Genomic DNA, 24,374 nt, shown 5'->3' with positions numbered 1-24,374 from the left:
GGGGCTCACTTCCTGCGCAGGACCAGGACCAGGTTCCATGTGGCGAACTCCCTGAGGACGGGCACCTTCAGCACCGGGCGCCACCACCATGGCAGGTAGCGGGGCAGCGCGTCGACCAGCTCGGCGTCGCGGGCCCGCCGGGCCCAGCGCAGCCCGGCGGCGACGGAGACGGGGAACAGCGAGTGCCGGTAGCGGTTCTTCGGCGGCCTGCCGTGCCTGGCCTGGTATCTGCGCGCGGCCCGCTCGCCGCCCAGGTAGTGCCAGGGCGAGGTCTCGTGGCCGCCCCAGGGGGACAGCCAGTTGGTGTAGGCGAGGAAGACCACGCCGCCCGGCTTGGTCACCCGCACCATCTCCTCGGCCATCCGCCAGGGGTCCGGCACGTGCTCCAGCACGTTGGAGGAGAAGCAGACGTCGACGCTGGCGTCGGCGAAGGGCAGCTCCAGCGCGCTGCCCAGGATGCCGCCGCCGGCCAGCTCGCCCGCGTTGACGTCCACGCACACGCCCCGGGCGCCGTGGCGCGCGAACTCCCTGATGAAGTAGCCGGGCCCGCCGCCCACGTCGAGCACCACGGCCTTGTCGAGAGGGGTGTAGGACAGCAGCTGGGCGGCGGTGTCCGCGGCCAGGACGCTGTAGTAGCCGCCGGGGTCGTCCTGCTCGGTGCGGAACGCGCGGAACAGGCGGATGGAACGTGTCAGGCCGGGGCGTGTCTGCATAGGGAAACCCACGATAGAACCTGTTTCTATCAATTTGGTTGCGTCTCCATACCGGCCGGTGACGTCGATCATGCCCTGGCCTACTTTGATGCGAAACATCACAACATGTTCTAGACGCGGAGGCCTTGATGAGCCGAATTGTCACGCTCGTTCTGATCGGAGCGGGGGCTTTCTTCATCGCGCTCGCCCCGCTCGTGAAGTTCTGGGCGGCAGACAAGATCATCGCGTCGGGGGTGAAGCCGCACCAGTTCAGCGTCAGCAGGCTCGAAGCCAAGGGGGCGCAGTACTTCTCCCGGCAGGACCTCAAGGTTCTCACCGCGGATCTCGACATCATCGTCACCACGCGCGGCGACGTGAAGGAGGCGACCGCCGACCGGGTGGTGTGGGACGAGGCCACCGTGGTCAACGACCGCACCAACAACCGGCGCCTGATCGACCTGTCCGAGCGGCGCAGCGCCTTCAGCCGGGTGACCGGCGAGGGGATCAACTGCTGCGGCGTCAACGTGGGCAAGGAGCCCGTGCAGCTGGAGGGGCAGATCTACAAGTTCCCCTTCAACGTGGAGAAGAAGACCTACAAGGTGTTCAACTCCACCGCCCGCAAGGCGCTGGACGCCACGTTCGTGCGCGAGGAGAAGGTCAACGGCCTGGACGTCTACGTCTTCGAGCAGGTCGTGCCGCCCACCAAGACCCAGACGCTGACCATCCCCGCCGAGGTGCTCAAGGTGCCGGGCGCCACCGGCGACCTGCAGGTGGACCGCTGGTACGAGGGCAAGAACACCTACTGGATCGAGCCGGTGACGGGCTCGCCGGTCAAGCAGGAGCAGCAGCGCAACGAGGTGCTCAAGACCCAGGACGGCGTCGAGCGGTCCAAGGCGTTCGTGGCCACCGCCGTGATGACCGACAAGACCGTCTCCGACCTGGCCAACGCCGCCCAGGAGGGCAAGAGCCAGATCAACCTGCTCACCAACGTCATCCCGCTGGTCCTGCTGATCGTGGGCGTGGTGCTCGTGCTGGCCGGGCTGGTGCTGGGGCGCCGCCGTACCGGCTGATCCGTCGCCGCGAGAGGGCCCGCCGCGAGGCGGGCCTTTTGTTTTAGAACACGTTCTCCCTGATGTTACCGACCAGTACAGACGAAATGTTCTAGAGATAGAACACGTTGCAGTTTCGCGTGGCGTGGACGTATTGTCGGCCCATGCGGACGCGCGTCACGGACATGTTGGGTATCGAGTTCCCGATCTTCGCCTTCAGCCATTGCCGCGACGTGGTCGCCGCGGTCAGCCGCGCCGGGGGCATGGGCGTGCTGGGAGCGCTCTACTTCACGCCGGAGGAGCTCGAGGTCGAGCTCAAGTGGATCGACGAGCACGTGGACGGCAGGCCGTACGGCGTGGACGTCGTCATGCCCGCCTCCTACGCCGGGGCCGAGTTCGGCGCCGAGGACCTGGTCGGGCGGCTCCAGGCGATGATCCCCGAGGGGCACCGCAGGTTCGTCGAGGACCTGCTCGAACGGCACGGCGTGCCCCCGCTGAGCGGCGGCGAGCCGGGCAAGGTCCTGCTGGGCTGGACGGACGTCACCGCCCGGCCCCAGGTCGAGGTGGCGCTGCGGCACCCGATCGCGCTGCTGGCCAACGCTCTCGGGCCGCCCCCCGCCGACGTCGTCAAGCTCGCCCACGAGCACGGCGTCAAGGTCGCAGCGCTCGCCTCCACCCCGCGGCACGCGATCAAGCAGGTGGAGGTCGGCGTGGACATCGTCGTGGCCCAGGGCACCGAGGCCGGCGGGCACACCGGCGAGATCACCACCATGGTGCTGGTCCCGCAGGTCGTCGACGCGGTCGACGTGCCCGTCCTGGCCGCCGGCGGCATCGGCGACGGGCGGCAGATGGCGGCCGGCATGGCGCTGGGCGCCGAAGGGGTGTGGACGGGGTCGATCTGGCTCACGGTCGAGGAGGCCGACACCCCCGAGCTGGCCAGGCGGCGCATCCTGCAGGCCACCTCGCGCGACACCGTCCGGTCGCGGTCGTGGACCGGCAAGCCCGCCCGGCTGCTCAAGAACGAGTGGACCGACGCCTGGGAGTCGCCCGGGTCGCCGGGCACGCTGCCGATGCCGCTGCAGTTCATGCTCGTCTCCGACGCGCTGCGGCGCATCGGGCGCTCGGAGGCCGCCGAGCTGGCCACCTTCCCGGCCGGGCAGATCATCGGGACCATGAACCAGGTCAAGTCGGCCAAGGACGTGGTGTTCGAGATGGTCTCCGAGTACGCCGAGACGATGGAGCGGCTGGGCCGGCTGACGGGCGAGTGAGGAGCGCCGCGGCGTGCCGCCCCCGCCACGGCACGCCGCGCTCCCTCACCGGCCGTGGTAGGCCGGCGGGCGCTTCTCCTTGAACGCCAGCGCGCCCTCCCTGGCGTCCTGCGAGCCGATGACGGGCCAGCCGTACTCGTCGGAGACCTTCAGCGCCTCGGCCTCCGGCAGGCCCAGCGTGTCGCGGTAGGTGCGCAGGATCGCCTGGACGGCCAGCGGTCCGGAGGCCGCGACGTCGTCGGCGATCTCGCGTGCGACGGCCAGCGCCCGGCCGTCGGGCACGACCCGGTTGACCAGCCCCATCGACAGCGCCTCCGCGGCGGTGATCGGGCGGCCGGTGAGCAGGATGTCCATGGCGTGGCAGTAGGGGATCTGGCGCGGCAGGCGGATCGCGGCGCCGCCCATGGGGAACAGCGCCCGCTTGGCCTCGAACAGCCCGAGCGTGGCCGACTCCGCCACCACCCGCAGGTCCGTGCCGATCAGCAGCTCGGTGCCGCCCGCGACGGCGTACCCCTCGACCGCGCACACGACGGGCTTCGTGGGCGGGATCCCGCGCAGCAGGCCGTTCCAGTGGAAGTCCGGCATCCTGGCGGCCCGCTCCTGGACCTCGGGGTCGTCGGAGGGCCGGCCCATGGCCTTCAGGTCGGCGCCCGCGCAGAACGTGCCCCCGGCGCCGGTCAGGATCGCCACCCGGACCTGCGGCTCCTGCGACACGTAGGCCCAGGCGGAGGCCAGGCCGACCAGCATGTCGGTGGACAGGGCGTTGCGCGCCTCCGGCCTGTTCATGGTCACGACCACGACGTGCCCGTCGCGCTCGATGCGGCAGTGCGGGGTACTGATCGGCAGCAGCTCCATGGCGGCCAGCTTAACCGCATGGATCAAGCGCTTGCTAGGTATTCCGGGCCGGGTTACGCTGCCGCCAAGGCAAATGAGAACAGGTTCTCATTTGCCTGGACGGAGCTTGTCGCGGCCCGGGGAACGTGATTCGCTCCGATCGCCGACGCAACGACCTGCGAGGGAGTTCCGATGGGCACGCTCGGCTTCTGGAGGCTGGCGCAGGCGGATCCCGGCTGGATCGCCGCCGTGGACCCCGACGGCACGGAGCACCGCGCCGGCGACCTGCTCGCCCGGGCCAACCAGCTCGTGTACGGCCTGCGCGAGCTCGGCCTGCGGCCCGGCGACGGCATCTGCGGCCTGGTGCCCAACGGGGTCGACGGGCTGGTGCTGTACCTGGCCGCGCTCCAGGCGGGCTGGTACTACACGCCCGTCAACTGGCACCTGACCGGGCCGGAGATCGCCTACATCGTCGCCGACAGCGAGGCCAGGGCGTTCTTCGTGCACGAGCGCTACGCCACCGAAGGGACGCGGGCCGCGGAGGCGATCGAGCCGTCCCGGCGCTTCGCCTTCTGTACTGAGCCCGGTTCCGTGCCCGGCTTCCGCCCGTTCTCCGACCTGACCGACGGCCGCCCCACCGCCCTGCCGCCGGACCGTACGGCAGGCGCCACCATGCACTACACCTCGGGCACGACCGGCAAGCCGAAGGGCGTCAGGCGCAGGCTCAGCGGGCTCGACCCCGACGACGGAGCCGAGCTGATGACCTTCCTGCTCACGCTGTTCGGCATCACGCCAGGGCAGCCCAACGCGCACCTGGTCACCTCGCCCAACTACCACACCGCGGTCACCCAGTTCGGCGGTACGGCCCTGCACATGGGCCACACGCTCGTCTACATGGACAAGTGGGACGCGGAGGAGACGCTGCGGCTGTGCGAGCGGTACCGCGTGACCAGCTCCCACATGGTGCCCACGCACTTCAAGCGGCTGCTGGCGCTGCCGCCATCCATCCGTGACAAATACGATTTATCCTCCCTCAAGTGGATGATCCACGCGGCCGCGCCATGCCCCATCCCCGTCAAGCAGGCGATGCTCGACTGGTGGGGTGACGTCGTCTACGAGTACTACGCGGCCACCGAGGGCGGCGGCACGCTGGCCACGCCCGAGGACTGGAAGGCGCACCCCGGCACGGTCGGCAAGGCCTGGCCGATCAGCGAGATCCTCATCGTGGACGACGACCTCAAACCCGTCCCCACCGGCACGCCCGGGACCATCTACATGAAGATGATGGGCGTCTCCTTCGAGTACAAGGGCGACAGGGCCAAGACCGAGGCGTCCCGCCTGGACGACTACTTCACCGTCGGCGACATCGGCTACCTCGACGAGGACGGCTTCCTCTACCTGTGCGACCGCAAGGCCGACATGATCATCTCCGGCGGGACGAACATCTACCCCGCCGAGATCGAGAACGAGATCATGGTCCACCCCAAGGTCGCGGACGTGGCCGTCTTCGGCATCCCCGACGAGGAGTGGGGCGAGCAGATCAAGGCCGTCGTCGAGCCCGCCCCCGGCGTCGCGCCCGGACCCGAGCTGGCCCGCGAGATCCTGGCCTCCCTGGAGGGACGGCTGGCGCGGATGAAGTGGCCCAAGTCGATCGACTTCATCGACGAGATGCCGCGCGAGCCCAACGGCAAGCTCCTCAAGCGCAAGCTCCGCGACCCGTACTGGGCCGGGCGCGACCGTGCCATCTGAGTGCCATCTGACCCGCTGGAGAGCCGATGACCAGTGAGCCCCTCGTCGCCGACCACGTGCTGGAGTTCCCCGGCGGCTACACCCGCTCGACCGGACCGGTGATCGGGCGCTTCCTCACCGAGCTGCGCGACGGCCGCGTCGTCGGCGTCAAGACCGCCGGCGGCCGGGTGCTGGTGCCGCCCCTGGAGTACGACCCGGCCACCGGCGAGCCCGTCACCGGCGAGTGGGTCGAGGTCGGTCCGGCGGGCACGGTGACGGCCTGGGCCTGGGTGCACGAGCCGCGCAAGGAGCACCCGCTCGACCGGCCGTTCGCGTGGGCGCTGATCAGGATGGACGGCGCGGACACCGCCCTCGTGCACGCCGTGGACGCGGGCAATCCCAAGGCGATGCGCCCCGGGCTGCGCGTGCGGCCGCGCTGGAAGACCGACCGGGAGGGCGGCATCACCGACATCGCGTGCTTCGTCCCCGAGGTCACGATGATCGTCTCGCCGACCCGGGCCGAGTACAGGATCCGCGCGAGCGCCTCCCTCACCCGCTTCCTGGAAGGGATCAGGGACGGCGTCTTCCGCGGCGGCCGGTGCGCCGCCTGCGACAAGGTGTACGTTCCCATCCGCGTCTCCTGCCCGGAATGCGGCAACGTGATCGGCGAGGAGGTGGAGCTGCCCGGCACCGGCACGGTCACCACCTTCGCGATCAACAACCTCCCCGACCCCCGCGCCCCCGAGGTGCCCTTCATCTCCGCCTACATCCTCCTCGACGGCGCCGACATCCCCATGATCGCGCTCGTCGGCGGCGTCCCCGCCCACGAGGTACGGCAGGGCATGCGCGTCAGGGCCGAGTGGGCGCCCGCCGAGGAACGCACGCCGTCGATGTCCAGCGTCAAGTGGTTCACCCCGACGGGCGAGCCGGATGTGGAGCTGTAGATGCGACAGGTAAGGGACGTGGCCGTCGTCGCCTTCGCCCAGACCCGGCACACCGGCCACGACACCGGCGCGAGCGAGCCGGAGCTCATCCTGCCCGTCCTCGAGGAGGTGCGCGCCCAGACCGGGCTGCGGCGCTTCGACTTCACCTGCTCGGGATCCTGCGACTACCTCGCGGGGGCGCCCTTCTCCTTCGTCTCGGCGCTCGACGCGCTCGGCGCGTGGCCGCCGATCTCCGAGTCGCACGTCGAGATGGACGCGGCCTGGGCGCTGTACGAGGCCTGGGTGCGCCTCCAGCACGGCGACGCGGACACGGCGCTGGTCTACGGCTTCGGCAAGTCGTCGATGGGCGACCTGCGCGCCATCATGACGCTCCAGTTGGACCCGTACTACCTGGCGCCGCTCGGGCTGGACCAGCTCTCCTACGCGGCGCTCCAGGCGTCGGCCCTCGGCGCCTCCCGCGACGAGCTCGACCGGATCGTACGGCGCAGCCGTACCGCAGGCCGGGAGAACCCCTACGCGCTGGACCTGCCCGCCGACGAGGACGGCGGCTTCCTCGTCGAGCCGCTCAAGGCGCACGACGTCGCGCCGGTGACGGACGGGGCGGCGGCGGTGGTGCTGGCGGCCGGCGACCGCGCCGGGGAACTCGCCACGCGCCCCGCCTTCATCAGAGGCATCGCGCATCGCATAGAGCCTCACTACCTGGGTATGCGGGATCTTGCCCGGTCGGCCTCCGCCGCCGATGCCGCACGAGCGGCGGGGGTCGGCAAGGGCCCCGTGGAGGTGGCGGAGCTGCACGCGCAGTTCAGCCACGAGGAGATCATCCTCCGCGAGGCGCTGGAGCTTCCCGCCGACACGGTCGTCAACCCCTCCGGCGGCCCGCTGGCGGCCAACCCGGTCATGGCCACCGGCCTCATCCGCATCGGCGAGGCCGCCCGCCGCATCCTCGACGGCTCCGCCTCCCGCACCGTCGCGCACGCCGCCGGCGGCCCCTGCCTCCAGCACAACCTCGTCGCCGTCCTGGAGGCCTGACATGCACACGAACGCCATGAGGGTCGTGAGGGTGAGGAACCGTGGGTAACCGCTGCGCGGTGATCGGCGTCGGGCAGACGAAGTACACCACCAAACGCCAGGACGTCTCCATCGCCGGGCTGGTGCGCGAGGCCGCCCTGCGCGCCCTGGAGGACGCCGGCCTGACGTTCGCCGACATCGACGCCGTCGTCGTCGGCAAGGCGCCCGACCTGTTCGAAGGCGTGATGATGCCCGAGGCGTACCTCGCGGACGCCCTGGGCGCGGCGGGCAAGCCGATGATGCGCGTGCACACGGCCGGCAGCGTCGGCGGGTCGACGGCGCTGGTGGGGGCGAGCCTGATCCAGGGCGGCGTGCACGACCGGGTCCTGGTGGTCGCCTTCGAGAAGCAGTCGGAGTCCAACGCCACCTGGGCCCTGTCGACGCACCTGCCGTTCAACGCCTCGCTGGTGGTCGGCGCGGGCGGCTACTTCGCCCCGCACATCCGCGAGTACATCCGCCGCAGCGGCGCCCCCGCCCACATCGGCACGCTGGTCGCCGTCAAGGACCGGCTCAACGCGCTGAAGAACCCCTACGCCCACCTCAAGATCCACGGCATCAGCCGCGAGATGGTCGAGTCGACCCCGATGCTGTGGGAGCCGATCCGCTACCTGGAGACCTGCCCGTCCAGCGACGGCGCCTGCGCGATGGTCCTGGCCTCGGAGCAGGCGGTCACGGGCACCCCGGCGTGGGTCCACGGTACGGCGATGCGGTCCGAGCCGATCTTCCGCGCCGGCCGGGACACCGTGAACCCGCAGGCCGGCAAGGACTGCGCCGCCGACGTGTACGGCCAGGCCGGCATCGCCGACCCCCGGCGCGACATCGACGTGGCCGAGGTGTACGTGCCGTTCTCCTGGTATGAGCCGATGTGGCTGGAGAACCTCGGCTTCGCCGCCGAGGGCGAGGGCTGGAAGCTGACCGAGTCGGGCGCGACGGCCCTGGACGGCGACATCCCGTGGAACGCCTCCGGCGGCGTGCTGTCCAGCAACCCGATCGGCGCGTCCGGGCTGATCAGGTTCGCCGAGGCGGCGCTGCAGGTGCGGGGGATGGCGGGGGAGCACCAGGTGGACGGGGCCAGGCGGGCTCTCGGGCACGCCTACGGCGGGGGCGCGCAGTTCTTCGCGATGTGGATCGTCGGAAGCGAGAAACCCTGATGGAGTTCAACCACGCCGACCTGTTCGAGGGCCTCGCCGACGCGATCGGCGACCGGGTGGCGGTCGTCTGCGGCGCCGAGCGCCTGACCTTCGCCGAGCTGGACGCGCACGCCAACCGGCTCGCCCACCACCTGCTGGAGCAGGGCGTCGAGCCGGGCAGGCACGTGGGGATCCAGCTCTACAACGGCATCGAGTACGTGGCCGCCATGCTGGCCGCGTTGAAGATCCGCGCGGTCCCCGTCAACGTCAACTACCGCTACGTCGAGGACGAGCTGCGCTACCTCTACACCGACTCCGACATCGTCGCGCTGCTGTACGACGTGGAGTTCGAGCGCCGCGTGGCCGCCGTCGCCCCGGACGCGCCCGAGCTGCGGCACCTCGTCGCGGTCGGCGGGGAGCCGGGGATCCCGGCGGCCGTGCCGTACCGGCGGGCCTTGGAGGGCATGCCCGCCACGCGCGGCTTCCCGAAGCGGTCGGGGCAGGATGTGTACATCATCTACACCGGCGGCACCACCGGCATGCCGAAGGGCGCGATGTGGCACGTGGAGGACCTGTTCATGGCCTTTGGCGGGGGCAACCCGTACGGCGAGCCGCGCGCGACGCCGCAGGAGGTGATCGACGAGGCGGCCAAGGCCAACCCGATGATCATGATGGCGGTGGCGCCGCTCATGCACGGCGCCGCGCAGATGGCCACGTTCATCGCGTGGTGGATGGGCGCGACGATCGTCTACGTGCGCAAGTTCGACGCCGCCGAGGTCTGGCGGACCGTCGAGCGGGAGCGGGTGTTCACGATGAACATCACGGGCGACGCGATGGCCCGTCCGATGGCCGAGGCGCTGGCGGCGGGTTCCTATGACGTGTCGTCGCTGTTCGTCATCAGCTCCACGGGCGCGATCCTGTCGGGCGCGGTCCGCGACCGGCTGCAGGAATTACTTCCCAACGTGATGATCCTGGACAACTTCGGGTCGACCGAGTCGGGGTACACGGCCTCGGGCGTGGCCGGGTCGCGGCCGGAGAACGGGCTGCGGTACCAGCCCAACGCCACCGCGCGGCTGGCGGTGCTGGACGACAAGCTCCAGCCGGTACGGCCCGGCGAGCTGGGCACGGTCGCCAAGAGCGGGCACATCGCCTTCGGCTACTACAACGACCCCGGCAAGACGGCCAAGACGTTCGTCACCGACGCGGACGGGACGCGCTGGCTGCTGACCGGCGACCTGGCCACCGTGGAACCGGACGGCACGATCACCGTGTTCGGGCGCGGCTCGCAGTGCATCAACACCGGCGGGGAGAAGGTCTTCCCCGAGGAGGTCGAGGCCGTGCTCAAGGGGCATCCCAAGGTCTTCGACGCCGTGGTGACCGGGATCCCGGACGAGCGCTGGGGGAGCAGGGTGGCCGCCGTCGTCGAGCCGCGCCCGGGGGAGAGCGTGACGGCCGAGGAGCTGGACGCCTACTGCCGGGGGCGGCTGTCGGGGTACAAGGTGCCGCGGACGTACGCCTTCGTGGCGGAGATGGTGCGCTCGCTGGCGGGCAAGGCCGACTACCGGTGGGCCAGGCAGACGGCGCAGGCGGCAGCCGGCGGCTAGTTCTTGCTCGCGGCCAGGTAGGCGCCCAGGCCCAGGTACACCAGCCCGCTGCCGACGTCCAGCCGCCTGCGGGCCCGCGCCGAGCCGCGCAGCTTCCCGGCCAGCGCGGAGGCGGCCAGGGCGTAGGCGCTGTCGGTCGTCATGCCGAACACGGTGAAGATCGCGCCCAGGACGAGGATCTGCGGCGCCACCGGCGAGGCGGTGTCCACGAACTGCGGCAGGAACGCCAGGAAGAAGATCGCGGTCTTGGGGTTCAGCACGTTGACCACGAACCCCTCCCAGAACAGGCGCTTCCTGCTGTGCGCCGTCAGCTCGACCTCCTCGGTGGCCTCCTTGCGCAGCAACGCCCGGACGCCGAGGAAGAGCAGGTAGGCGACGCCGGCCCACTTGACGATCGTGAACGCCGTCGCGGAGGCCGCGAGGATGGCGCTCAGGCCCAGCGTGGCGGCCAGGACGTGCACCATCGAGCCGAGGTGGATGCCCGCCACCGACACCAGCCCGGCGACCCGCCCCTGGACGACGCTGCGGGTGACGATGTAGACGACCGCGGGCCCGGGGACGAGGAGGAGACCGAGGGTGGCGGCGCAGAAGAGGGCGAGCATTCCGAGGTCGGGCATGGGGCCATCGTAAGAAGGGCGTCAACCTGTTTACCGCAGGTGATTTGACAGTCACGCGGGGATACTGTTTACTGATCTCAGAGACCCTCGGCGGGACACGTTCCCAGCCGGGCGCAGGCCTCGTCCGTCGGACGAGGCCTTGCACTTTTTACCACCCTTGCGGCCTGCAGAAGTCGCCGTGCTCGTCGGTCAGCTTCTCCGGGAACTGCGAAGCCTGAAGCGCGCTTTCGCGGATCTTCCTCAAGAAGGTCGGCTGCGTGGCCAGCAGGTAGGGGCTGTGGTGGCGGCGCGTCGGGTTCACGATGCCCACCTTCAGACCGAGTTCGTGCCGGACTGCTCGAATCGGCCCGGCCAAGTCGGCATCGTTGGAGATGATCACAGCCACCTGGCAGTCGTTGCGGAAGGCGTCCAGGAGGAGGTCGGTTGCGAGGTTGACATCGGTGCTCTTCTCCTCCGTCTTGATCACCTCCACGGTGGACGGACCGTTGGCCGGCGGATGCGCCAGGCGCATGCGGACGGATTGTACCTGGAAACGGCCCCAGGTGAATGCTGAGGTTGGGGATCGTCGCGAGTGCTCGGAGATAGAAGTCCTGGCGCTGGTGCTGTCCAGGGTTGTCGGGACGGGGGATGACCCGAGCGGTGTAGTACCGGATGCGATGGATGTGGTTGTGCGGCAACAGCCGCTGGGTCAGAGCTCCGAGATCGAGCCACTTGTAGCGCGTGTCCTTGAGACAGCCGTAGTACAGGTTGAAGCCGTCCACATAGACATTAGTCAACATGCCGTAAAGATATCGTCACACACCGTCATCTCACGGCCGATTCCTCGAAAGAGTGAGCGAGGGACGACACGGCCTCACGCAGGGCGGCCAGCAGCGCCGCGGTTCCCGGCTGGTCCGGCGGCTCGCCGTACACCGCCGCGAACACGTGCCGCGTCGACCCCGGGATGCGCGCCACCCCCACGTCCGGATGCCGGTGCGCCCGCAACGCCAGGCCCGGCAGCACCGTGAGCCCGATCCCCGCGGCCACCAGCGCCTGGACGGCCACGATGTCGTCGCTGGTGAACCCGATGCGCGGGTGGAAGCCCTCCCGGGCGCACATGTCCAGCAGGTGGCTGCGGCACCTGTCGCAGCCCGCGATCCACCGCGCCTCCGCGTGAGGCGCCAGCTCCCCGCTCGCGAGCGGCCACGGGGAGATCAGGTAGCTCGGGTCGTCGAGCAGGTGGATCATCCGGATGTCGCCGTCCTCCGGCGCCGTGTCGTCGTAGCGGAAGATCACCGCGACGTCGACCCGGCCCGCGTGGAGCAGGCGCAGGGCTTCGGGCGGTTCGGTCTCGGTGAGCTGCAGGTGCAGGCCGGGATGCGCGGCCGTCAGGTGGCGGGCCGCCGCCGGGATGAAGGTGCCCAGCGCCGAGGGGAAGGCGGCCAGCCGTACCCGGCCGGAACGCAGGCCGACGTGGGCGGCCAGCTCCTCGGAGGCGGCGTCGAGCCGGGCGATGATCTCGGCGGCGCGTTCGGCGAGGAGCCGCCCGGCTTCGGTGAGGCGGATGCCGCGGCCGACCCGCTGGATGAGCTTGGCGCCCGTCTCGGCCTCCAGCCGGGCCAGGTGGTGGCTGACGGAGGGCTGGGCGTAGTGCAGCTCGCGCGCCGCGGCCGTCACCGAACCGTGGCGGGCGACGGCGACCAGGACGCGCAGCCGGGATACATCGAGCATGTCTATAGATAACCCTAAATACTTCTGTTGGACCTATAGGTGGGGTCGGGTGGACCGTGGAGGTATGAGCATCACGGTGACGACAACCATCCGGCCCGGCCTGGACGTCCTGATCGAGGGCGTCCGGGAGATCGTGGCGAGGCGGCTGCCGCCGCGGCGGACCGCCGTGGCCGTGGCCGACATGCTGCGCGCGAACCTTCCGGGACTCGACATCCTCACCCCGCGGGAGCGTGAGGGCATGCCCGGCAGCTACCACTCCTTCCCCCTGCACACGCAGGAGGAGTTCTCCATCGTGGCGGTGGTCTGGCGGCCCGGGCAGCGGACGGCGATCCACGACCACCTCGCGTGGTGCGCCTTCGGCGTGGTCAGCGGCAACGAGCACGAGACGCTCTACCGTGACATGGGCGACCACCTGGTGGAGATCGGCCGGGCCGACAACCGGCCGGGCGACGTCAGCGGCTTCGCCCCGCCCGGCGACATCCACGCGGTCGTCAACACCAGCGACGAGACGGGCGTGTCCATCCACATCTACGGCGCCGATATCGGCAAGACCGGCAGCAGCGTGCGCCGCGTCTACGACCTGCCGATCCGCTGACGGATCCGATCGACGTCGGCGCGCTCGCCCGGCGGCAGCGGGGCGCCCACCGACTCCCGCAGCGCCGCCGCCTCGGCCAGCAACGCGGCGGCCTCGCTCGCGCGACCGGCCAGCGAGCGGGCCCCGGCCAGCCCTTCCAGCGCCAGCGCGACCGCCCGGGGATCGCCGGTGGCGCGTGCCGCCTCATAGCCCTGTTGCTGCAACGCCAGGGCCGTCTCGGCGTCCCCGCGCTGCTCGGCGACGAAGCCCAGCTCGGCCAGCACGAACGCGGTCCCGGCGGTGCCGCGCACCTCGCCGAGCCAGCCAAGCCAGGCGCCGAGCCGGCGCTCGGCCTCCTCCAGCCGCCCCCGCCGCCGGGCCACCATGCCCAGCCCCACCTCGGCGAACTCCAGCGCCGACCGGTGGGACTGCGCGGCGGCCAGCCGTACGGCCCGCTCGTGCAGGTCCTGGGCGCGGTCCAGGTCTCCGGTCAGCATCGCCGTACGGCCCAGCCGGGCGAGCGCGAAGGCCACCTGCGGCCACAGGCCCAGCCGTTCGGCCAGGTGGAGCCCTTCGGCACGCAGCTCGGCGGCACGCTCGTAGTCGCCGGTCGTCTCCGCCAGGGAGCCCAGCGCCTCGCCGGCCTCGACCTGGCCCCAGGCGTCGCCCAGCTCGCGGAACAGGGCCAGGCCGCGCTCGCCGTCCCGGCGGGCCGTCTCCAGGTCGCCGCGTCCCAGGGCCAGGCGGGAGCGGACGGCGAGCGCCGCCGCGACGGTCCACGTGTCGCCGATCGCCTCCGCGGCCGCCAGCGCGCGCAGGATGCGCCGCTCGTTGGCGGCCAGGTCGCCGTAGGCCCAGCGCACGTACCCGAGGAACCAGGCGGCACGCGGGTGGGCGCCCTCCTCCGGCTCGACGCCGGGTTCGCCCAGGGCGGCGGCGAACCCGGCCAGCCACGCCCGGGCCGTGGGGTCGTCGCCCGCCGCGGCGGCCAGGTGCGCCCGGCCCTCCGCCAGCCGCCCGCGCAGGTGCCAGTACCAGGCCAGCGCGGTGACCAGCCGCCGTGCGACGGGCGGCGGCGCGCCGTCCAGCGCCAGGCGCAGGTTGGCCGACTCGGCGTCCAGCCGGGCCAGCCACTCGCGCTGGTCCGGCCCGCGCAACAGCGGCTCGGCCCGTTCCGCCAGCTCCAGGTAGTGGCGCCGGTGCCGCTCGCGGACCGCCTCCTCCTCGCCGGACTCGGCCAGCCGGCCGGCGGCGTAGGCGGCGATGGACTCCAGCAGCCGGTACCGCGGTCCCTGGGTGGCCACGACCAGCGACTTGTCCACCAGCCTGGCCAGGACGTCGGCCGGTCCGGACACCGCCTCGGCCGCCTCCAGCGTGCACCCGTCGGCGTGGACGGCCAGCCGCCGCAGCATCACCCGTTCGGGCTCGGTGAGCAGATCCCAACTCCAGTCGATCATCGCGCGCAGCGTGCGCTGCCGGGCCGGGACGCCGCGCAGCTCCACGCCCAGAGCGGAAAACCGGTCGTCCAGCCGTGCCACCAGCTCCCGCACGCCCAGCGTCCTGACCCTCGTGGCGGCCAGCTCCAGCGCGAGCGGCAGCCCGTCGAGCCGCCGGCAGACGGCCGCCACCGCCTCGGCGTCCTCCGCACCGAGCGACGCCCCGGCGGCCAGAGCCCGGGCGCGGAACAGCTCGGCCGCGGCGTCCGGGTCCAGCGGCGGCACCTCGGCCAGCGCCTCCGCGGGCACCGCGAGCGACTGCCGGCTCGTGGCCAGGATCCGCAGGTACGGCGAAGCCGCCAGCAGCTCCTGGACCAGCCCGGCCACCTCCTCCACGACCTGCTCGCAGTTGTCGAGCACCAGCAGCATCCGCCTGCCCCGCAGCGCCCGCGCCAGCGGGACGTCGTCGGGCAGGTCGAGGGCCGCGGAGACGGTCGCGGCCACCTCGGCGGCGCCGCGGCAGGCGGCCAGCTCCACGAACCAGGCGCCGTCCTGCAGCTCCGCGGACCAGGCGCCGTCCCTGGCGCGGCCCGCCGCCTCCAGCGCCAGCCGGGTCTTGCCCACCCCGCCGGGTCCGGTGAGCGTCACCAGGCGATGGGCCTCCAGCAGCGAGCACACCCGCCGCGTCTCGCGTTCCCGCCCCACGAGCCCGGTGGCCGGGGCCGGGAGGTTGCTCGCCGGCCGGGCCTGCGGTACGGCGAGCGCCGGGTCGTGCCGCAGGATCGCCTGGTGCAGCGCGGCCAGCTCGGGCCCGGGGTCGACGCCCAGCTCCTCGGCCAGCAGCTCGCGGAACGCCCGGTAGCCGGCCAGTGCCTCGGCCTGCCGTCCGGTCCGGTAGAGGGCCTTGAGGTGGAGGGCGCGCAGCCGCTCGCGCAACGGGTGGCGCCGCACCGCGTCGTCGAGCTCCGCGGCCGTCTCGGCGTGCTCGCCGAGGCCCAGCCGTACCTCGGCCCAGTCCTCCAGCGCCGTCAGGCGCCGCTCCTCCAGCGCGGCGGCCGCGGTCCGCGCGAAGGCGAAGTCGGCCAGGTCGGCCAGCGCGTCGCCGCGCCACAGCGCCAGCGCGTCGGCCAGCAGCGCGGCCTTGGCGCGGTCGTCGCGGTCGTCGCGGGCCCGCGCCAGCAGCGCGTCGAAATCCCGCAGGTCGAGCCGATCGGCCGCGACGGCGTAGCCGGCCGGGTGCCGGATGACCAGCGAGCGGTCGCCCAGGGCGGTCCTGAGCTGGGAGACCCTGGCCTGCAGGGTGCCCGTGGGGTTGCGTGGCGGGCGGTCCTCCCACAGGTCCTCGACCAGGCGGTCCGCCGAGACGGGACGCGGCGCGTGGAGCAGCAGGTCGGCCAGCAGCGCCCGGACCTTGGTGTCGTGGACCGCGACCGGGGCGCCGTCGTCCGTCCACACCGCGAGCGGCCCCAGCACCCCGAAACGCACGCCACCAGGCTAGCCGTAGCGGTTCCGTAGGGTTCCCGTAGCCGGTCGCGCCAGCCTGGTGGCATGACGAAGAACGTGACCGTGATCGGGCTGGGCGCGATGGGGTCGGCGATGGCCGCCCGGTTCCTGGACGAGGGCCATTCCGTGACCGTGTGGAACCGTACGGCCGCCAAGGCCGGGCCGCTCGTGGCCAGGGGCGCGGCGGGCGCGGCCACCGCCGCCGAGGCCGTGGCGGCGAGCGACCTCGTGGTGTTCAGCCAGCTCGACTACCAGGCGATGTACGACAGCCTCGGCTCGGCCGACCTGACCGGCAAGGTGCTGGTGAACCTCAGCTCCGACACCCCGGCCACGCTGCGCGAGGCGGCGGGCTGGGTGCGGGAGAGGGGCGGCGAGCTGGTCGCCGGCGGCATCATGGTGCCGCCGCCCGGCATCGGCACGCCGGCCGCCTACGCCTTCTACAGCGGCCCCGAGGAGCCGCTTCAGGCCCACGCCGGCACGCTGCGCGCGCTGGGCGAGGTGCGGTACGTGGGCGCGGACCACGGGCTGGCCATGGCCTACTACCAGGCGTTGCTGCTCGTCTTCTGGACCACGCTGACCTCCTTCATGTACGGCGCGGCGCTCGTGGGCGGTGCCGAGCGGCTGCGGCCGTACGCCATCGAGATGCTCGCCGCGATGGCCGACGACGGGCCGATGGGGTTCGTCACCGAGCTGGCCGGGGAGCTGGAGAAGGGCGTCTACCCGGGCGAGCTGAACAACCTGCGCATGCAGGCCGTCGGCATGGAGCACGTCGTGGAGGCGGTACGGCAGGCGGGGCTGGACGCCTCCTTCCCGGCGGCGCTGAAGGATCTCTTCCGGCGGGCGGTCGAGGCAGGCCATGGCGCGGAAGGGCTGGGCAGCGTCTCGGAGGTGATCAGGACGCGGTGACGCGGCTGTGCAGCAGGTCCACCAGCGTGGCGTGGACCTGCTCCACCGGGCGGTCCGGATGGAGGGCCGCCCGCTCGATCGACACCGTGAGCACCATGCCGAACAGCGCGGTGGCCGCCGTGCCCAGCTGCGCGTCGGGCACCTTGCCGCGCAGCACCTGGACGTAGACCCCGATCGCCTCCTCCCGGAGCCGGGTCACCGCCGCCTGCCACGCCGTCCGCCACATCTCGCCGAGCAGCACGCGGGCGAACGGCCCGTAGCGGGCGAAGAACCGCAGCTGCGCCAGCACGACCGCGTCCAGCCCCTCGGGCGCCGCCTCCGCCATGGCCTGGGCGAGCAGGTCGATGCCGTAGTCGAGCAGCTGCGCGAACAGCCGCTCCTTGCTGCCGAAGTTGTAGAAGACGGTGCCCTTGGCCACCCCGGCGCGCTCGGCGATGGCCTCGACCGTGGTGGCGGTGTAGCCCTGCTCGGCCATCAGCTCGATGGCCGCGGCGAACACCTTCAGCCGGGTCTGCTGCCTGCTCACAGCGACAGCTCCGGGTGCAGGCGGCGCGGGGTCCAGGTACGGCCGCGCGTCACGGCGAGCACCGTGAGCGACAGGCCGAGGATGAGGAACGCGGTCAGCACGCCGCAAGCCTGCCACACCACGGCCAGGTCGCCACCGCTCACCAGCCTGCGCAGCGCCGCCACCACCCAGCTCATCGGCAGCCAAGGCGAGATCGTCCGGAAGAACCCGGGCGAGGTCTCGATCGGGTACGTCCCGGCCGCCGAGGTCAACTGGAGCATGAGCAGCGCCAGCGCCGCCACCCGCCCGGGCGGTCCGAGCAGCGCGTTGACGGCCTGCACCAGCGCCAGGAACGCAGCGGTGGTCAGCAGCAGCAGCCCGGCCACGCCGGCCCAGTGCGCCGCCTCCAGCCCCAGGCCGAAGCGCAGGACCGCGAGCAGCACGCCGACCTGCGCGAAGCCCAGCGCCACGGCGGGCAGCCAGCCCGCCAGGGCGACGCTCAGCGCCGGGCGGGTTCCGGCCAGCAGGCGGGGGTTGAGCGGGCGGAGCACCATGTAGGCGATCATCGCGCCGACCCACAGCGCCAGCGGGACGAAGAACGGGGCGAAACCGGTGCCGTAGTTGGGCACCGCGTTGTCCACGTCCTTGGCCAGCCGTACCGGATCGCTCATGTCGGCGGCGCGCTCCTGCCGTTCCCGCTTGTCGTAGTCGGGGATCCGGCCCGCGCCGTCGGACAGCCCGTCGGCCAGGTCCTTGGAGCCGTCGGCCAGCCGGTCCAGGCCCCTGTCCAGGCTTCCCGCGCCGTCGTGCAGCCGGTCCACGCCCGCGCGCAGCCGGGTCGCGCCGTCGCTCAGCCTGACCAGGCCGCCGCCCAGCCGGCCCAGCCCGTCGCTCACCTGGGCTGAGCCGTCGTGGAGCTTGCCCACGCCGTCCGCCAGCTTGGTCGCGCCCTGCGCCGCCTGGCCCAGCTTGGCGTCGACGGTGGCCGCGCCCTCGGCGAGCCGGGCGAGGCCCGCGTCGAGCTGGTTGACCTTGTCCCTGACCTCCTCCAGGCGGGGACCCAGCTCGGGCGCGATCGCGGCGAGCCGGCGGGCCACGCGCGCCAGCTCGCGCGCCCGGCCGGGCAGCTCGGAGGCGCCGCCGAGCCGCTGGTCGAGCGTGGCGGCCTGGCTCGCGGCCCGCTCGGCGGCATCCGCGGCCGCCCGCAGCAGCTCGCGGGTCCGCGGGTCGGCGTCGGGCGGGAGGGAGTCGAGGGCGGCCCGTGCCTTGTGCGCGGCCTGCTGGGCGTCGCCGCCGACCCGGCCCGACAGCTCCTCCAGCCCGCCGACGACCGCGTCGGCCGCGTCCGCCACACCCTCGGCCGCCTCCGCCACCTGCGGGCCGTACTCGTTCAGCAGGGGCACGTACCTGTCGGCCAGCTGGTTGACCTTGCCCGACTCGGCGTGCACCTGCTCGTACGCCTCCCGGCTGCCCCGCGCCAGCTCGCGGGTGCCCTCCCGCCGCAGCCTGGCCAGGCCGTCGCGCAGCTCGCCGGTCTTCTCCTCCAGGGTGGCCAGCCCTGCGGTGACCTTGGACGAGCCGTCGGCCAGCCTGGCGGTCGCCGAGTTGGCCGAGCCGAGGCCGGTGCTGAGCTGCCGGACGCCGGACTCGGCGCTGCCCAGCCCCTGGTTCAGCCTGGCCGCGCCGTCGTCGGCCCTGCGGGTGCCGTCGTGCAGCCGGCTCGCTCCGTCGGCGGCCTCGACCGTCTTGTCGTGGATGTCGCCGAAGGACAGGAAGACCTGGTCGAAGTACTCGCCGATGGCAGTCCTGGCCGCCGCCGCGCGCACCTCGCCGAAGACGGCGTCGGAGATCGAGCCCATGATGTAGGAGCGGCCGGTGTCCACCTCGACGCCGAGATGGGCGGGCGGCCTGCGCAGCCGCCGGCTGAAGTCGGCCGGGATGGTCAGGGACAGGTAGAAGCTGCCGTCGCGCACCCCGTCGGCCGCCTCGCGGGCGGTCACGTCGTGCCAGTCGAACACCTTGCGCTCGTGCAGCTCCTCGGCCAGGTCGCGCCCGGCGTGCAGGCCGCCCGAGGGCCTGTCCTCCATGACCAGCGCCACGGGCACGCGGTCCAGGTGGCCCTGGGGGTCCCAGAAGGACCACAGGTACAGGCCCGCGTACAGCAGCGGCAGCAGCACCACCGCGGCCAGCGCGAGCCGGGTCAGGCGCGAGCGGGTGAACCGCCGGAGTTCTCTCATCACAGCTCCACGAGGTGGTCGCAGGGGCCCTCGGGGTGCACGCAGGAGGCGACGACCGTCGTGCCCCGCGCGGCGAGGCGCTGCAGGAGCCGCCAGACCGCCTGCCGGGCTTGCCGCGGCAGTCCGGCGTCCACGTTGTCGGCCACGATCACGCGCGGCTCGTCCAGCAGCGCCATCGCCAGGCCCAGCCGTACCTGCTGCTCGCGGTCCAGCTCGCCCGCCCGGGTGCCCGGGGCGACGGCCAGGCCCACCGTCTCCAGGGCCTGGCCGTACGGCTTGCGCCGCCGCTCGCGCAGGTGCTCGTGCACGGTCAGGGCCCTGTCGAGGTCGGTCATCCCGTCCACGAGGGCGGGCGCGACGACCTTGCGGATGGCGCCGCGCCTGGTGTGGCCGGCGACGGCGAGGGTGCCGCCGGTGGGCTTCATCCGGCCGGCGAGGGTCAGCAGGAGGCTGGTACGGCCGCTGCCGGACGGGCCGGCCACGGCGGTGAGCGTGCCCGGGCCCGCTTCGAGACAGACCCCCTGATATGCCCCTTCGACGGCGAGCTCCTTCGCGACGATCACCGGTGCGGTCTCCTCCTCCGATTTGAACTGACCAGTCAGTACAAATCAGAATACAGGAGCCGTCCCCGCGACCACGCGCCGGCCCGGGCGTCAGCCGGTGAAGACAGCCGTGGGATCGCCGGTGTACCAGACGTTGTCGATGCGCATGCGGTGGATCGTCCACCGCCGCCCGTCGCGGACGAGGTCGACGTCGTAGAGGTTCTTCAGCAGGGCGAAGGTGCCGTGGTCGGCGGTGAACAGGTGCTGCGCCTCCACCAGGGCCGTCAGGCGCGCGCTGTCGCCGTCCACGACGACGCGGGGATTGGTCACCTGGTGCGTGGTGTCGACCCGGCCGGAGAACAGGGCGAGGATGGTGGTGGCGATCGTGTCCCGGCCGGACATCACCGGCGGCCGGCCGCCCCACCTGGCGGCCGCGGGACGGAAGTCGAGCTCGGCGTCGGCGGCGAAGGCGGAGGCGAGCAGATCCTTGTCCTTCAGGTCCTGGCCCAGCCCGAACCGGTACAGCGCGTCGACGATCTCGGCGCGGTCCCGCAGCTCGCGGACGACCGCGGCCGTGTCGGCGGCGGGGGCGGACAGAGCGTACTCGCGGGTGACGAACATGTGGGTGCTCCTCATGCGATCCCATGGCGGTCAAGCGGTTCCACTCTCGGCCGCGGCCGTGAGCCGATCAACGCGGTCCTGTGCAACAATCGTGAAGCCAGGATTAACGGTCGGAGCGTCATGCTGGAGCGACACGAGCTGGAGGCCTTCCTCACCCTCGCCGAGGAGCTGCACTTCGGCCGGACCGCCGAACGGCTGCGCGTGTCCACCGCCCGGATCAGCCAGACCATCGCCAAGCTGGAGCGCCGCGTCGGGGTGCCCCTGTTCGACCGCACCAGCCGGCGGGTGGAGCTGACCGCGGTGGGCCGGCAGCTGTACGACGGGGTACGGCCCGCCTGGGACCAGATCGCCGCCGCGGTCGAGCAGGCCGCCGCCGTCGGCCGTGGCGTGACGGGAACGCTGCGGGCCGCCTTCGTCGGCGCCGCGGGCGGGCAGCTGCTCGCCTCGGCCGCCGAGCTGCTGCGGCGGCGCCATCCCGGCTGCGAGGCCGAGCTCCGCGAAACGCGGCTGGCCGACCTCATGCCCTGGCTGCACGACGGCGAGATCGACATCGCCCTGACGATCTTCCCCGTCCGCGAACCCGGCATCGCCACCGGGCCGGTCCTGGTGTCGGAGGCGCGAATGCTGGCCGTGCCGTCCCGGCATCCCTTCGCCCGCCGAGACCGGGTCTGCCTGGAGGACCTGGCCAGGGTGACGCTGCTCCAGCTGCCCGGCTCGCTGCCGGACTCCCTGCGGGAGGACCTCACCCCGCGCACCACCCCCGCCGGGCGGCCGATCCGGCCGGGCCCCTCGGCCTCGACGTTCAACGAGCTGCTCACCCTGGTCGGCGCCGGTCACGGCGTCCTGCCCGTCGGCGCGCAGGCCAGGCGCTATTACATGCGCCCGGACGTCACCTACGTGCCCTTCGACGACGCCCCGCCGCTGGAGTGGGGGCTGCTGTGGCGAGCCGACGCGGCCACCGCCCGCGTCCGCGCGTTCGCCCAGGCCGCCCACGACCTCCTCCACGATCGCCCCGAGCCTCGGCAGGGGTACGGCTGAGCCGGGGCGGGGGAGTGCGGCCCCGGGCGGCACGGCACGGCTCAGGAGGGGGTGGCGGCGTCCAGGAGGGGGATCAGCTGCTCCTCCTCGTAGTCGAGGTGGCGTTCGAGCTCGCCGGCCAGCCGTTCCACCTCGGCGAGCACCGCCTGCGGGGCCGCCGTCTCCGACGACACGGCTCGCCGCAGGTCCTCGAGCAGGGCGGCGATCTTCTCGTGCTCGGCGCCGAGCCGTTCGACGACGGGCGCGAGCTCGGGGTGGCTCGCCGCCAGGCCGGGGAACATCCCCGCGTCCTCGGCGGTGTGGTGGTGGTGCAGGCCCCCGCAGAGCGTCAGGCAGTTCACCCGGAGCTGGGCCCCGAGCCCGGCGCCCGACGCCGCGACCTCCTTCCTGATCAGGCCGATCTCCCGGCGGAAGGCGTCGTGGACGAGCTTGAGCGCCGCGCCCCAGGTCGGCGCGTTGGGCCTGGGCGGTCCGGGAACCGCGCGCAGCGCCACCACCGGCAGGGCGCGGCCGGCCCTGCGCTGGTATTCGGCCCACCCGGGATCGGCTTCGACGGCGCGGGCGAACGCCTCGTCGCGCTCGGCGCCCTCCAGGACGACGGCGTCGGCCTCGTAGGTGAACACGCCGTCCTCGACGGTCACGCGGGGGTCGGCGACGAGGTTGCGGTACCAGTCCGGGTGCCGTGGCGCGCCGCCCGCCGAGGCGATGACCAGGACGCGGTCGCCGTCGGGCAGGTAGGCGAGGGGAACGGTGTGCCGGGCTCCGGTGCGCGGGCCGGTGGTGGTCAGCAGGAGCAGCCTGGCCCCCTCGAAGGGGCCGCCGACGCGACCGCCGCCCGCGCGGAACTCCTCGATGATCTGCTGGTTGAAGTCGTTGGGCATGCGTGGCTTTCTTCTTCGGCGTTGTCTTCTGCGCTGGGCTTCGTCGATGGACGGAAGAGATCGACGCGGAAGAAGCGGCGGGCCTCTCGCCCGCCGGGCGCTCACGCGATGGCCGGGTGCCTCACTCGCTCGTGGCCCTTGGCCGACCCGGCAGTCACGACAGGGATCTTACCCGACTGAACCGGGGCCTGATCGACGCCGTGTCCGGGGTATGAGGAGATATCTGATACCGGCAGCCGCCTTCGTCCTGGTCACGGGATGCGGCGGCGCGCCTCAGCAGGCCGCCTCGCCCGCTCCGGCGGCCACCACGAATCCCGCGGCGAACTCGACCCCGCCCGCCTCCGGCGCGGTGGTCCGCGTCGCGGACTCCAAGGTCGGCAAGATCCTCGTGGACGGCGACGGCCGCACGCTGTACCTGTTCGAGAAGGACAGGAACGGCGAGTCCACCTGCTACGGCGAATGCGCCGAGGAGTGGCCGCCCTACCTGACGGAGGGCGAGCCCCAGGCCGGCGAGGGCGCCAAGGAGTCGCTCGTCAAGACCGTCAAGCGCAGGGACGGCAGCACCCAGGTCGTGTACGGCGACTGGCCGCTGTACTACTACCACGACGACACCAAGCCCGGGGACCTCACCGGGCACGACAAGGAGGAGTTCGGCGCCGAGTGGTACGCGCTCACCGCGTCGGGCGAGAAGGCGAAAGGCTGATCGACGCTGCGGGACCGCCTCACCAGCCCGCGGCCCGCGCCAGCGGCGTGTCGTCGCCCGGCGCCAGCGGTTTGACCAGCGGGATCGGCAGCTGCGCCATGAACCGCGGCTCGGTGCCCCGGTGCTCCTGGGCGGCATGGACGGTGAACGGATGCAGCAGGTAGGCGTCCCCCGGCTGTCCCGTCGCCAGCGCCACTGGACGGTCACGGCCCGTCTCGTCGAAGAGCGGCCCGTTCCGCATCGGGTCGATCACCCGCTCGTCCAGCACCTTGGCCATGTCACGCTGGGACCCGGCCCGCACCCGGGTCGGCGCGTCGTCCGGGCCGACGTCGGAGAACAGCACCAGCAGCAGGAGCGTGCCCGGACGGCCGCTCACTCCCCAGGTGCCGTCGGGCAGCTCGGTGTTGAGGTCGATGTGCCAGCCCCGGTCGTCGGCCGGCGCCATCCGCGGGAAGCGAACGGGGATGTTGCCGACGCTGCCGCGCGGCACCCATCCGCCCGGACCGGCGACGGCGTCCAGCGCCGCGTGCAGCCGCGGGCTGGCCATGATCTGTCCGAACGGTCCCTCGCCGGTCAGGTCCGCCGTCCACACCACCGGCTGCGTCCACCCGGACGGATCGTCGGGGGACAGGCCGATCCGCTTCCACAGCAGCGCCCTGGCCGCGTCACCGACCTGGCGCGGCACCACTGCCTCTACCTTGGCGAACCCGTCGGCGACGAACCGGTCGAGGTCGATGACTCCCATGCCCAGCACGTTACCGACGCTGTCCACCGCTTTTCCCAG

Annotated in this window: 23 protein-coding genes; 11 read left to right on the top strand and 12 right to left on the bottom strand. The window is 72.5% G+C overall.

All coding sequences use genetic code 11. From position 1 onward, the window contains the following. Window positions 1-5: 5 nt before the first annotated feature. Complete coding sequence (locus BSB02_RS23890) at window positions 6-713, bottom strand: class I SAM-dependent methyltransferase (RefSeq protein ID WP_084962046.1); 708 nt, start codon at window positions 711-713, stop codon at window positions 6-8. 128 nt (window positions 714-841) lie between these two features. On the opposite strand from BSB02_RS23890, the gene pgfA reads away from it, so the two are divergent. Next, the gene (gene pgfA, locus BSB02_RS23885) at window positions 842-1,762 is read left to right on the top strand and encodes a cell envelope lipid trafficking protein PgfA (RefSeq protein WP_084962044.1); all 921 of its coding nucleotides are present in this window, start codon (window positions 842-844) and stop codon (window positions 1,760-1,762) included. A 143-nt stretch (window positions 1,763-1,905) separates the two neighbouring features. Next, window positions 1,906-3,009: an NAD(P)H-dependent flavin oxidoreductase gene (locus tag BSB02_RS23880; protein WP_084962042.1), complete on the top strand. Its 1,104-nt coding sequence runs from the start codon at window positions 1,906-1,908 to the stop codon at window positions 3,007-3,009. A gap of 45 nt (window positions 3,010-3,054) precedes the next feature. On the opposite strand, the gene BSB02_RS23875 is transcribed toward BSB02_RS23880, so the two are convergent. Beyond that, window positions 3,055-3,864, bottom strand: coding sequence for a crotonase/enoyl-CoA hydratase family protein (locus BSB02_RS23875; RefSeq protein ID WP_084962040.1), 810 nt, complete (start codon window positions 3,862-3,864; stop codon window positions 3,055-3,057). 171 nt (window positions 3,865-4,035) lie between these two features. On the opposite strand from BSB02_RS23875, the gene BSB02_RS23870 reads away from it, so the two are divergent. Genes BSB02_RS23870 through BSB02_RS23850 form a run of 5 tightly spaced genes read left to right on the top strand, consistent with a single transcriptional unit; the run spans window position 4,036 to window position 10,317 of the window. Further along, complete coding sequence (locus BSB02_RS23870; protein ID WP_084962038.1) at window positions 4,036-5,592, top strand: acyl-CoA synthetase; 1,557 nt, start codon at window positions 4,036-4,038, stop codon at window positions 5,590-5,592. A 26-nt stretch (window positions 5,593-5,618) separates the two neighbouring features. Next, window positions 5,619-6,515: a Zn-ribbon domain-containing OB-fold protein gene (locus tag BSB02_RS23865; RefSeq protein WP_084962036.1), complete on the top strand. Its 897-nt coding sequence runs from the start codon at window positions 5,619-5,621 to the stop codon at window positions 6,513-6,515. After that, entirely contained in the window at window positions 6,516-7,544 is a 1,029-nt protein-coding gene (locus BSB02_RS23860) for a lipid-transfer protein (protein WP_084962034.1), read from the top strand. 41 nt (window positions 7,545-7,585) lie between these two features. Continuing rightward, on the top strand, window positions 7,586-8,734 hold the full coding sequence (locus tag BSB02_RS23855) for a thiolase domain-containing protein (RefSeq protein WP_084962032.1): 1,149 nt from the start codon (window positions 7,586-7,588) through the stop codon (window positions 8,732-8,734). Further along, window positions 8,734-10,317, top strand: a complete 1,584-nt coding sequence (locus BSB02_RS23850; RefSeq protein WP_084962030.1) for an acyl-CoA synthetase — start codon at window positions 8,734-8,736, stop codon at window positions 10,315-10,317. The genes BSB02_RS23855 and BSB02_RS23850 overlap by 1 nt, the downstream gene beginning before the upstream one ends. On the opposite strand, the gene BSB02_RS23845 is transcribed toward BSB02_RS23850, so the two are convergent. The 3 genes from BSB02_RS23845 to BSB02_RS23835 all read right to left on the bottom strand — a co-directional run bounded on the left by BSB02_RS23845 (window position 10,314) and on the right by BSB02_RS23835 (window position 12,644). Continuing rightward, window positions 10,314-10,934 carry a LysE family translocator gene (locus tag BSB02_RS23845; protein WP_084962028.1) on the bottom strand — a complete coding sequence of 207 codons (621 nt, stop codon included), beginning with the start codon at window positions 10,932-10,934 and terminating at the stop codon, window positions 10,314-10,316. The genes BSB02_RS23850 and BSB02_RS23845 overlap by 4 nt on opposite strands. 148 nt (window positions 10,935-11,082) lie before the next feature. Further along, entirely contained in the window at window positions 11,083-11,445 is a 363-nt protein-coding gene (locus tag BSB02_RS23840) for an NYN domain-containing protein (protein WP_084962026.1), read from the bottom strand. 293 nt (window positions 11,446-11,738) lie between these two features. Continuing rightward, window positions 11,739-12,644 carry a LysR family transcriptional regulator gene (locus BSB02_RS23835; protein ID WP_084962024.1) on the bottom strand — a complete coding sequence of 302 codons (906 nt, stop codon included), beginning with the start codon at window positions 12,642-12,644 and terminating at the stop codon, window positions 11,739-11,741. Window positions 12,645-12,708: 64 nt separating this feature from the next. Between BSB02_RS23835 and BSB02_RS23830 the strand changes: the two genes are divergently transcribed. Next, window positions 12,709-13,239: a cysteine dioxygenase family protein gene (locus BSB02_RS23830; RefSeq protein ID WP_084962022.1), complete on the top strand. Its 531-nt coding sequence runs from the start codon at window positions 12,709-12,711 to the stop codon at window positions 13,237-13,239. On the opposite strand, the gene BSB02_RS23825 is transcribed toward BSB02_RS23830, so the two are convergent. After that, complete coding sequence (locus BSB02_RS23825; RefSeq protein WP_084962020.1) at window positions 13,218-16,139, bottom strand: AfsR/SARP family transcriptional regulator; 2,922 nt, start codon at window positions 16,137-16,139, stop codon at window positions 13,218-13,220. The two genes, BSB02_RS23830 and BSB02_RS23825, sit on opposite strands and share 22 nt — an antisense overlap. A gap of 63 nt (window positions 16,140-16,202) precedes the next feature. Here BSB02_RS23825 and BSB02_RS23820 point away from each other — a divergent pair, with 63 nt between their 5' ends. Continuing rightward, window positions 16,203-17,063: an NAD(P)-dependent oxidoreductase gene (locus tag BSB02_RS23820; RefSeq protein ID WP_084962018.1), complete on the top strand. Its 861-nt coding sequence runs from the start codon at window positions 16,203-16,205 to the stop codon at window positions 17,061-17,063. Here BSB02_RS23820 and BSB02_RS23815 read toward each other — a convergent pair. The 4 genes from BSB02_RS23815 to BSB02_RS23800 form a co-directional block, all read right to left on the bottom strand. After that, complete coding sequence (locus BSB02_RS23815) at window positions 17,050-17,589, bottom strand: TetR/AcrR family transcriptional regulator (RefSeq protein WP_084962016.1); 540 nt, start codon at window positions 17,587-17,589, stop codon at window positions 17,050-17,052. The genes BSB02_RS23820 and BSB02_RS23815 overlap by 14 nt on opposite strands. Then, window positions 17,586-19,805 (bottom strand): YhgE/Pip domain-containing protein, encoded by a 2,220-nt coding sequence (locus tag BSB02_RS23810; protein WP_084962014.1) that lies wholly within the window; start codon window positions 19,803-19,805, stop codon window positions 17,586-17,588. The genes BSB02_RS23815 and BSB02_RS23810 overlap by 4 nt, the downstream gene beginning before the upstream one ends. Then, complete coding sequence (locus BSB02_RS23805) at window positions 19,805-20,368, bottom strand: ABC transporter ATP-binding protein (protein WP_158088711.1); 564 nt, start codon at window positions 20,366-20,368, stop codon at window positions 19,805-19,807. The genes BSB02_RS23810 and BSB02_RS23805 overlap by 1 nt, the downstream gene beginning before the upstream one ends. Before the next feature lie 90 nt (window positions 20,369-20,458). Then, window positions 20,459-20,968 carry a nuclear transport factor 2 family protein gene (locus BSB02_RS23800; protein WP_084962010.1) on the bottom strand — a complete coding sequence of 170 codons (510 nt, stop codon included), beginning with the start codon at window positions 20,966-20,968 and terminating at the stop codon, window positions 20,459-20,461. A 120-nt stretch (window positions 20,969-21,088) separates the two neighbouring features. On the opposite strand from BSB02_RS23800, the gene BSB02_RS23795 reads away from it, so the two are divergent. Continuing rightward, window positions 21,089-22,006, top strand: coding sequence for a LysR family transcriptional regulator (locus tag BSB02_RS23795; RefSeq protein ID WP_084962008.1), 918 nt, complete (start codon window positions 21,089-21,091; stop codon window positions 22,004-22,006). A 41-nt stretch (window positions 22,007-22,047) separates the two neighbouring features. On the opposite strand, the gene BSB02_RS23790 is transcribed toward BSB02_RS23795, so the two are convergent. Next, window positions 22,048-22,887 (bottom strand): nitroreductase/quinone reductase family protein, encoded by an 840-nt coding sequence (locus tag BSB02_RS23790; protein WP_084962006.1) that lies wholly within the window; start codon window positions 22,885-22,887, stop codon window positions 22,048-22,050. 211 nt (window positions 22,888-23,098) lie between these two features. On the opposite strand from BSB02_RS23790, the gene BSB02_RS23785 reads away from it, so the two are divergent. Next, window positions 23,099-23,590 (top strand): COG4315 family predicted lipoprotein, encoded by a 492-nt coding sequence (locus BSB02_RS23785; protein ID WP_206184853.1) that lies wholly within the window; start codon window positions 23,099-23,101, stop codon window positions 23,588-23,590. A 19-nt stretch (window positions 23,591-23,609) separates the two neighbouring features. Here BSB02_RS23785 and BSB02_RS23780 read toward each other — a convergent pair whose 3' ends face one another. Further along, a complete protein-coding gene (locus tag BSB02_RS23780; protein ID WP_084962245.1) occupies window positions 23,610-24,335 on the bottom strand; it encodes a phytanoyl-CoA dioxygenase family protein in 726 nt (241 codons plus the stop codon). Window positions 24,336-24,374 lie beyond the last annotated feature (39 nt).

This window comes from Thermoactinospora rubra, assembly GCF_002093975.1.
Classification (GTDB): Bacteria; Actinomycetota; Actinomycetes; order Streptosporangiales; family Streptosporangiaceae; genus Nonomuraea; species Nonomuraea rubra_A.
The sequence above is the reverse complement of the archived record's forward strand: the minus strand, read 5'-3'. Positions and strand labels throughout refer to the sequence as shown.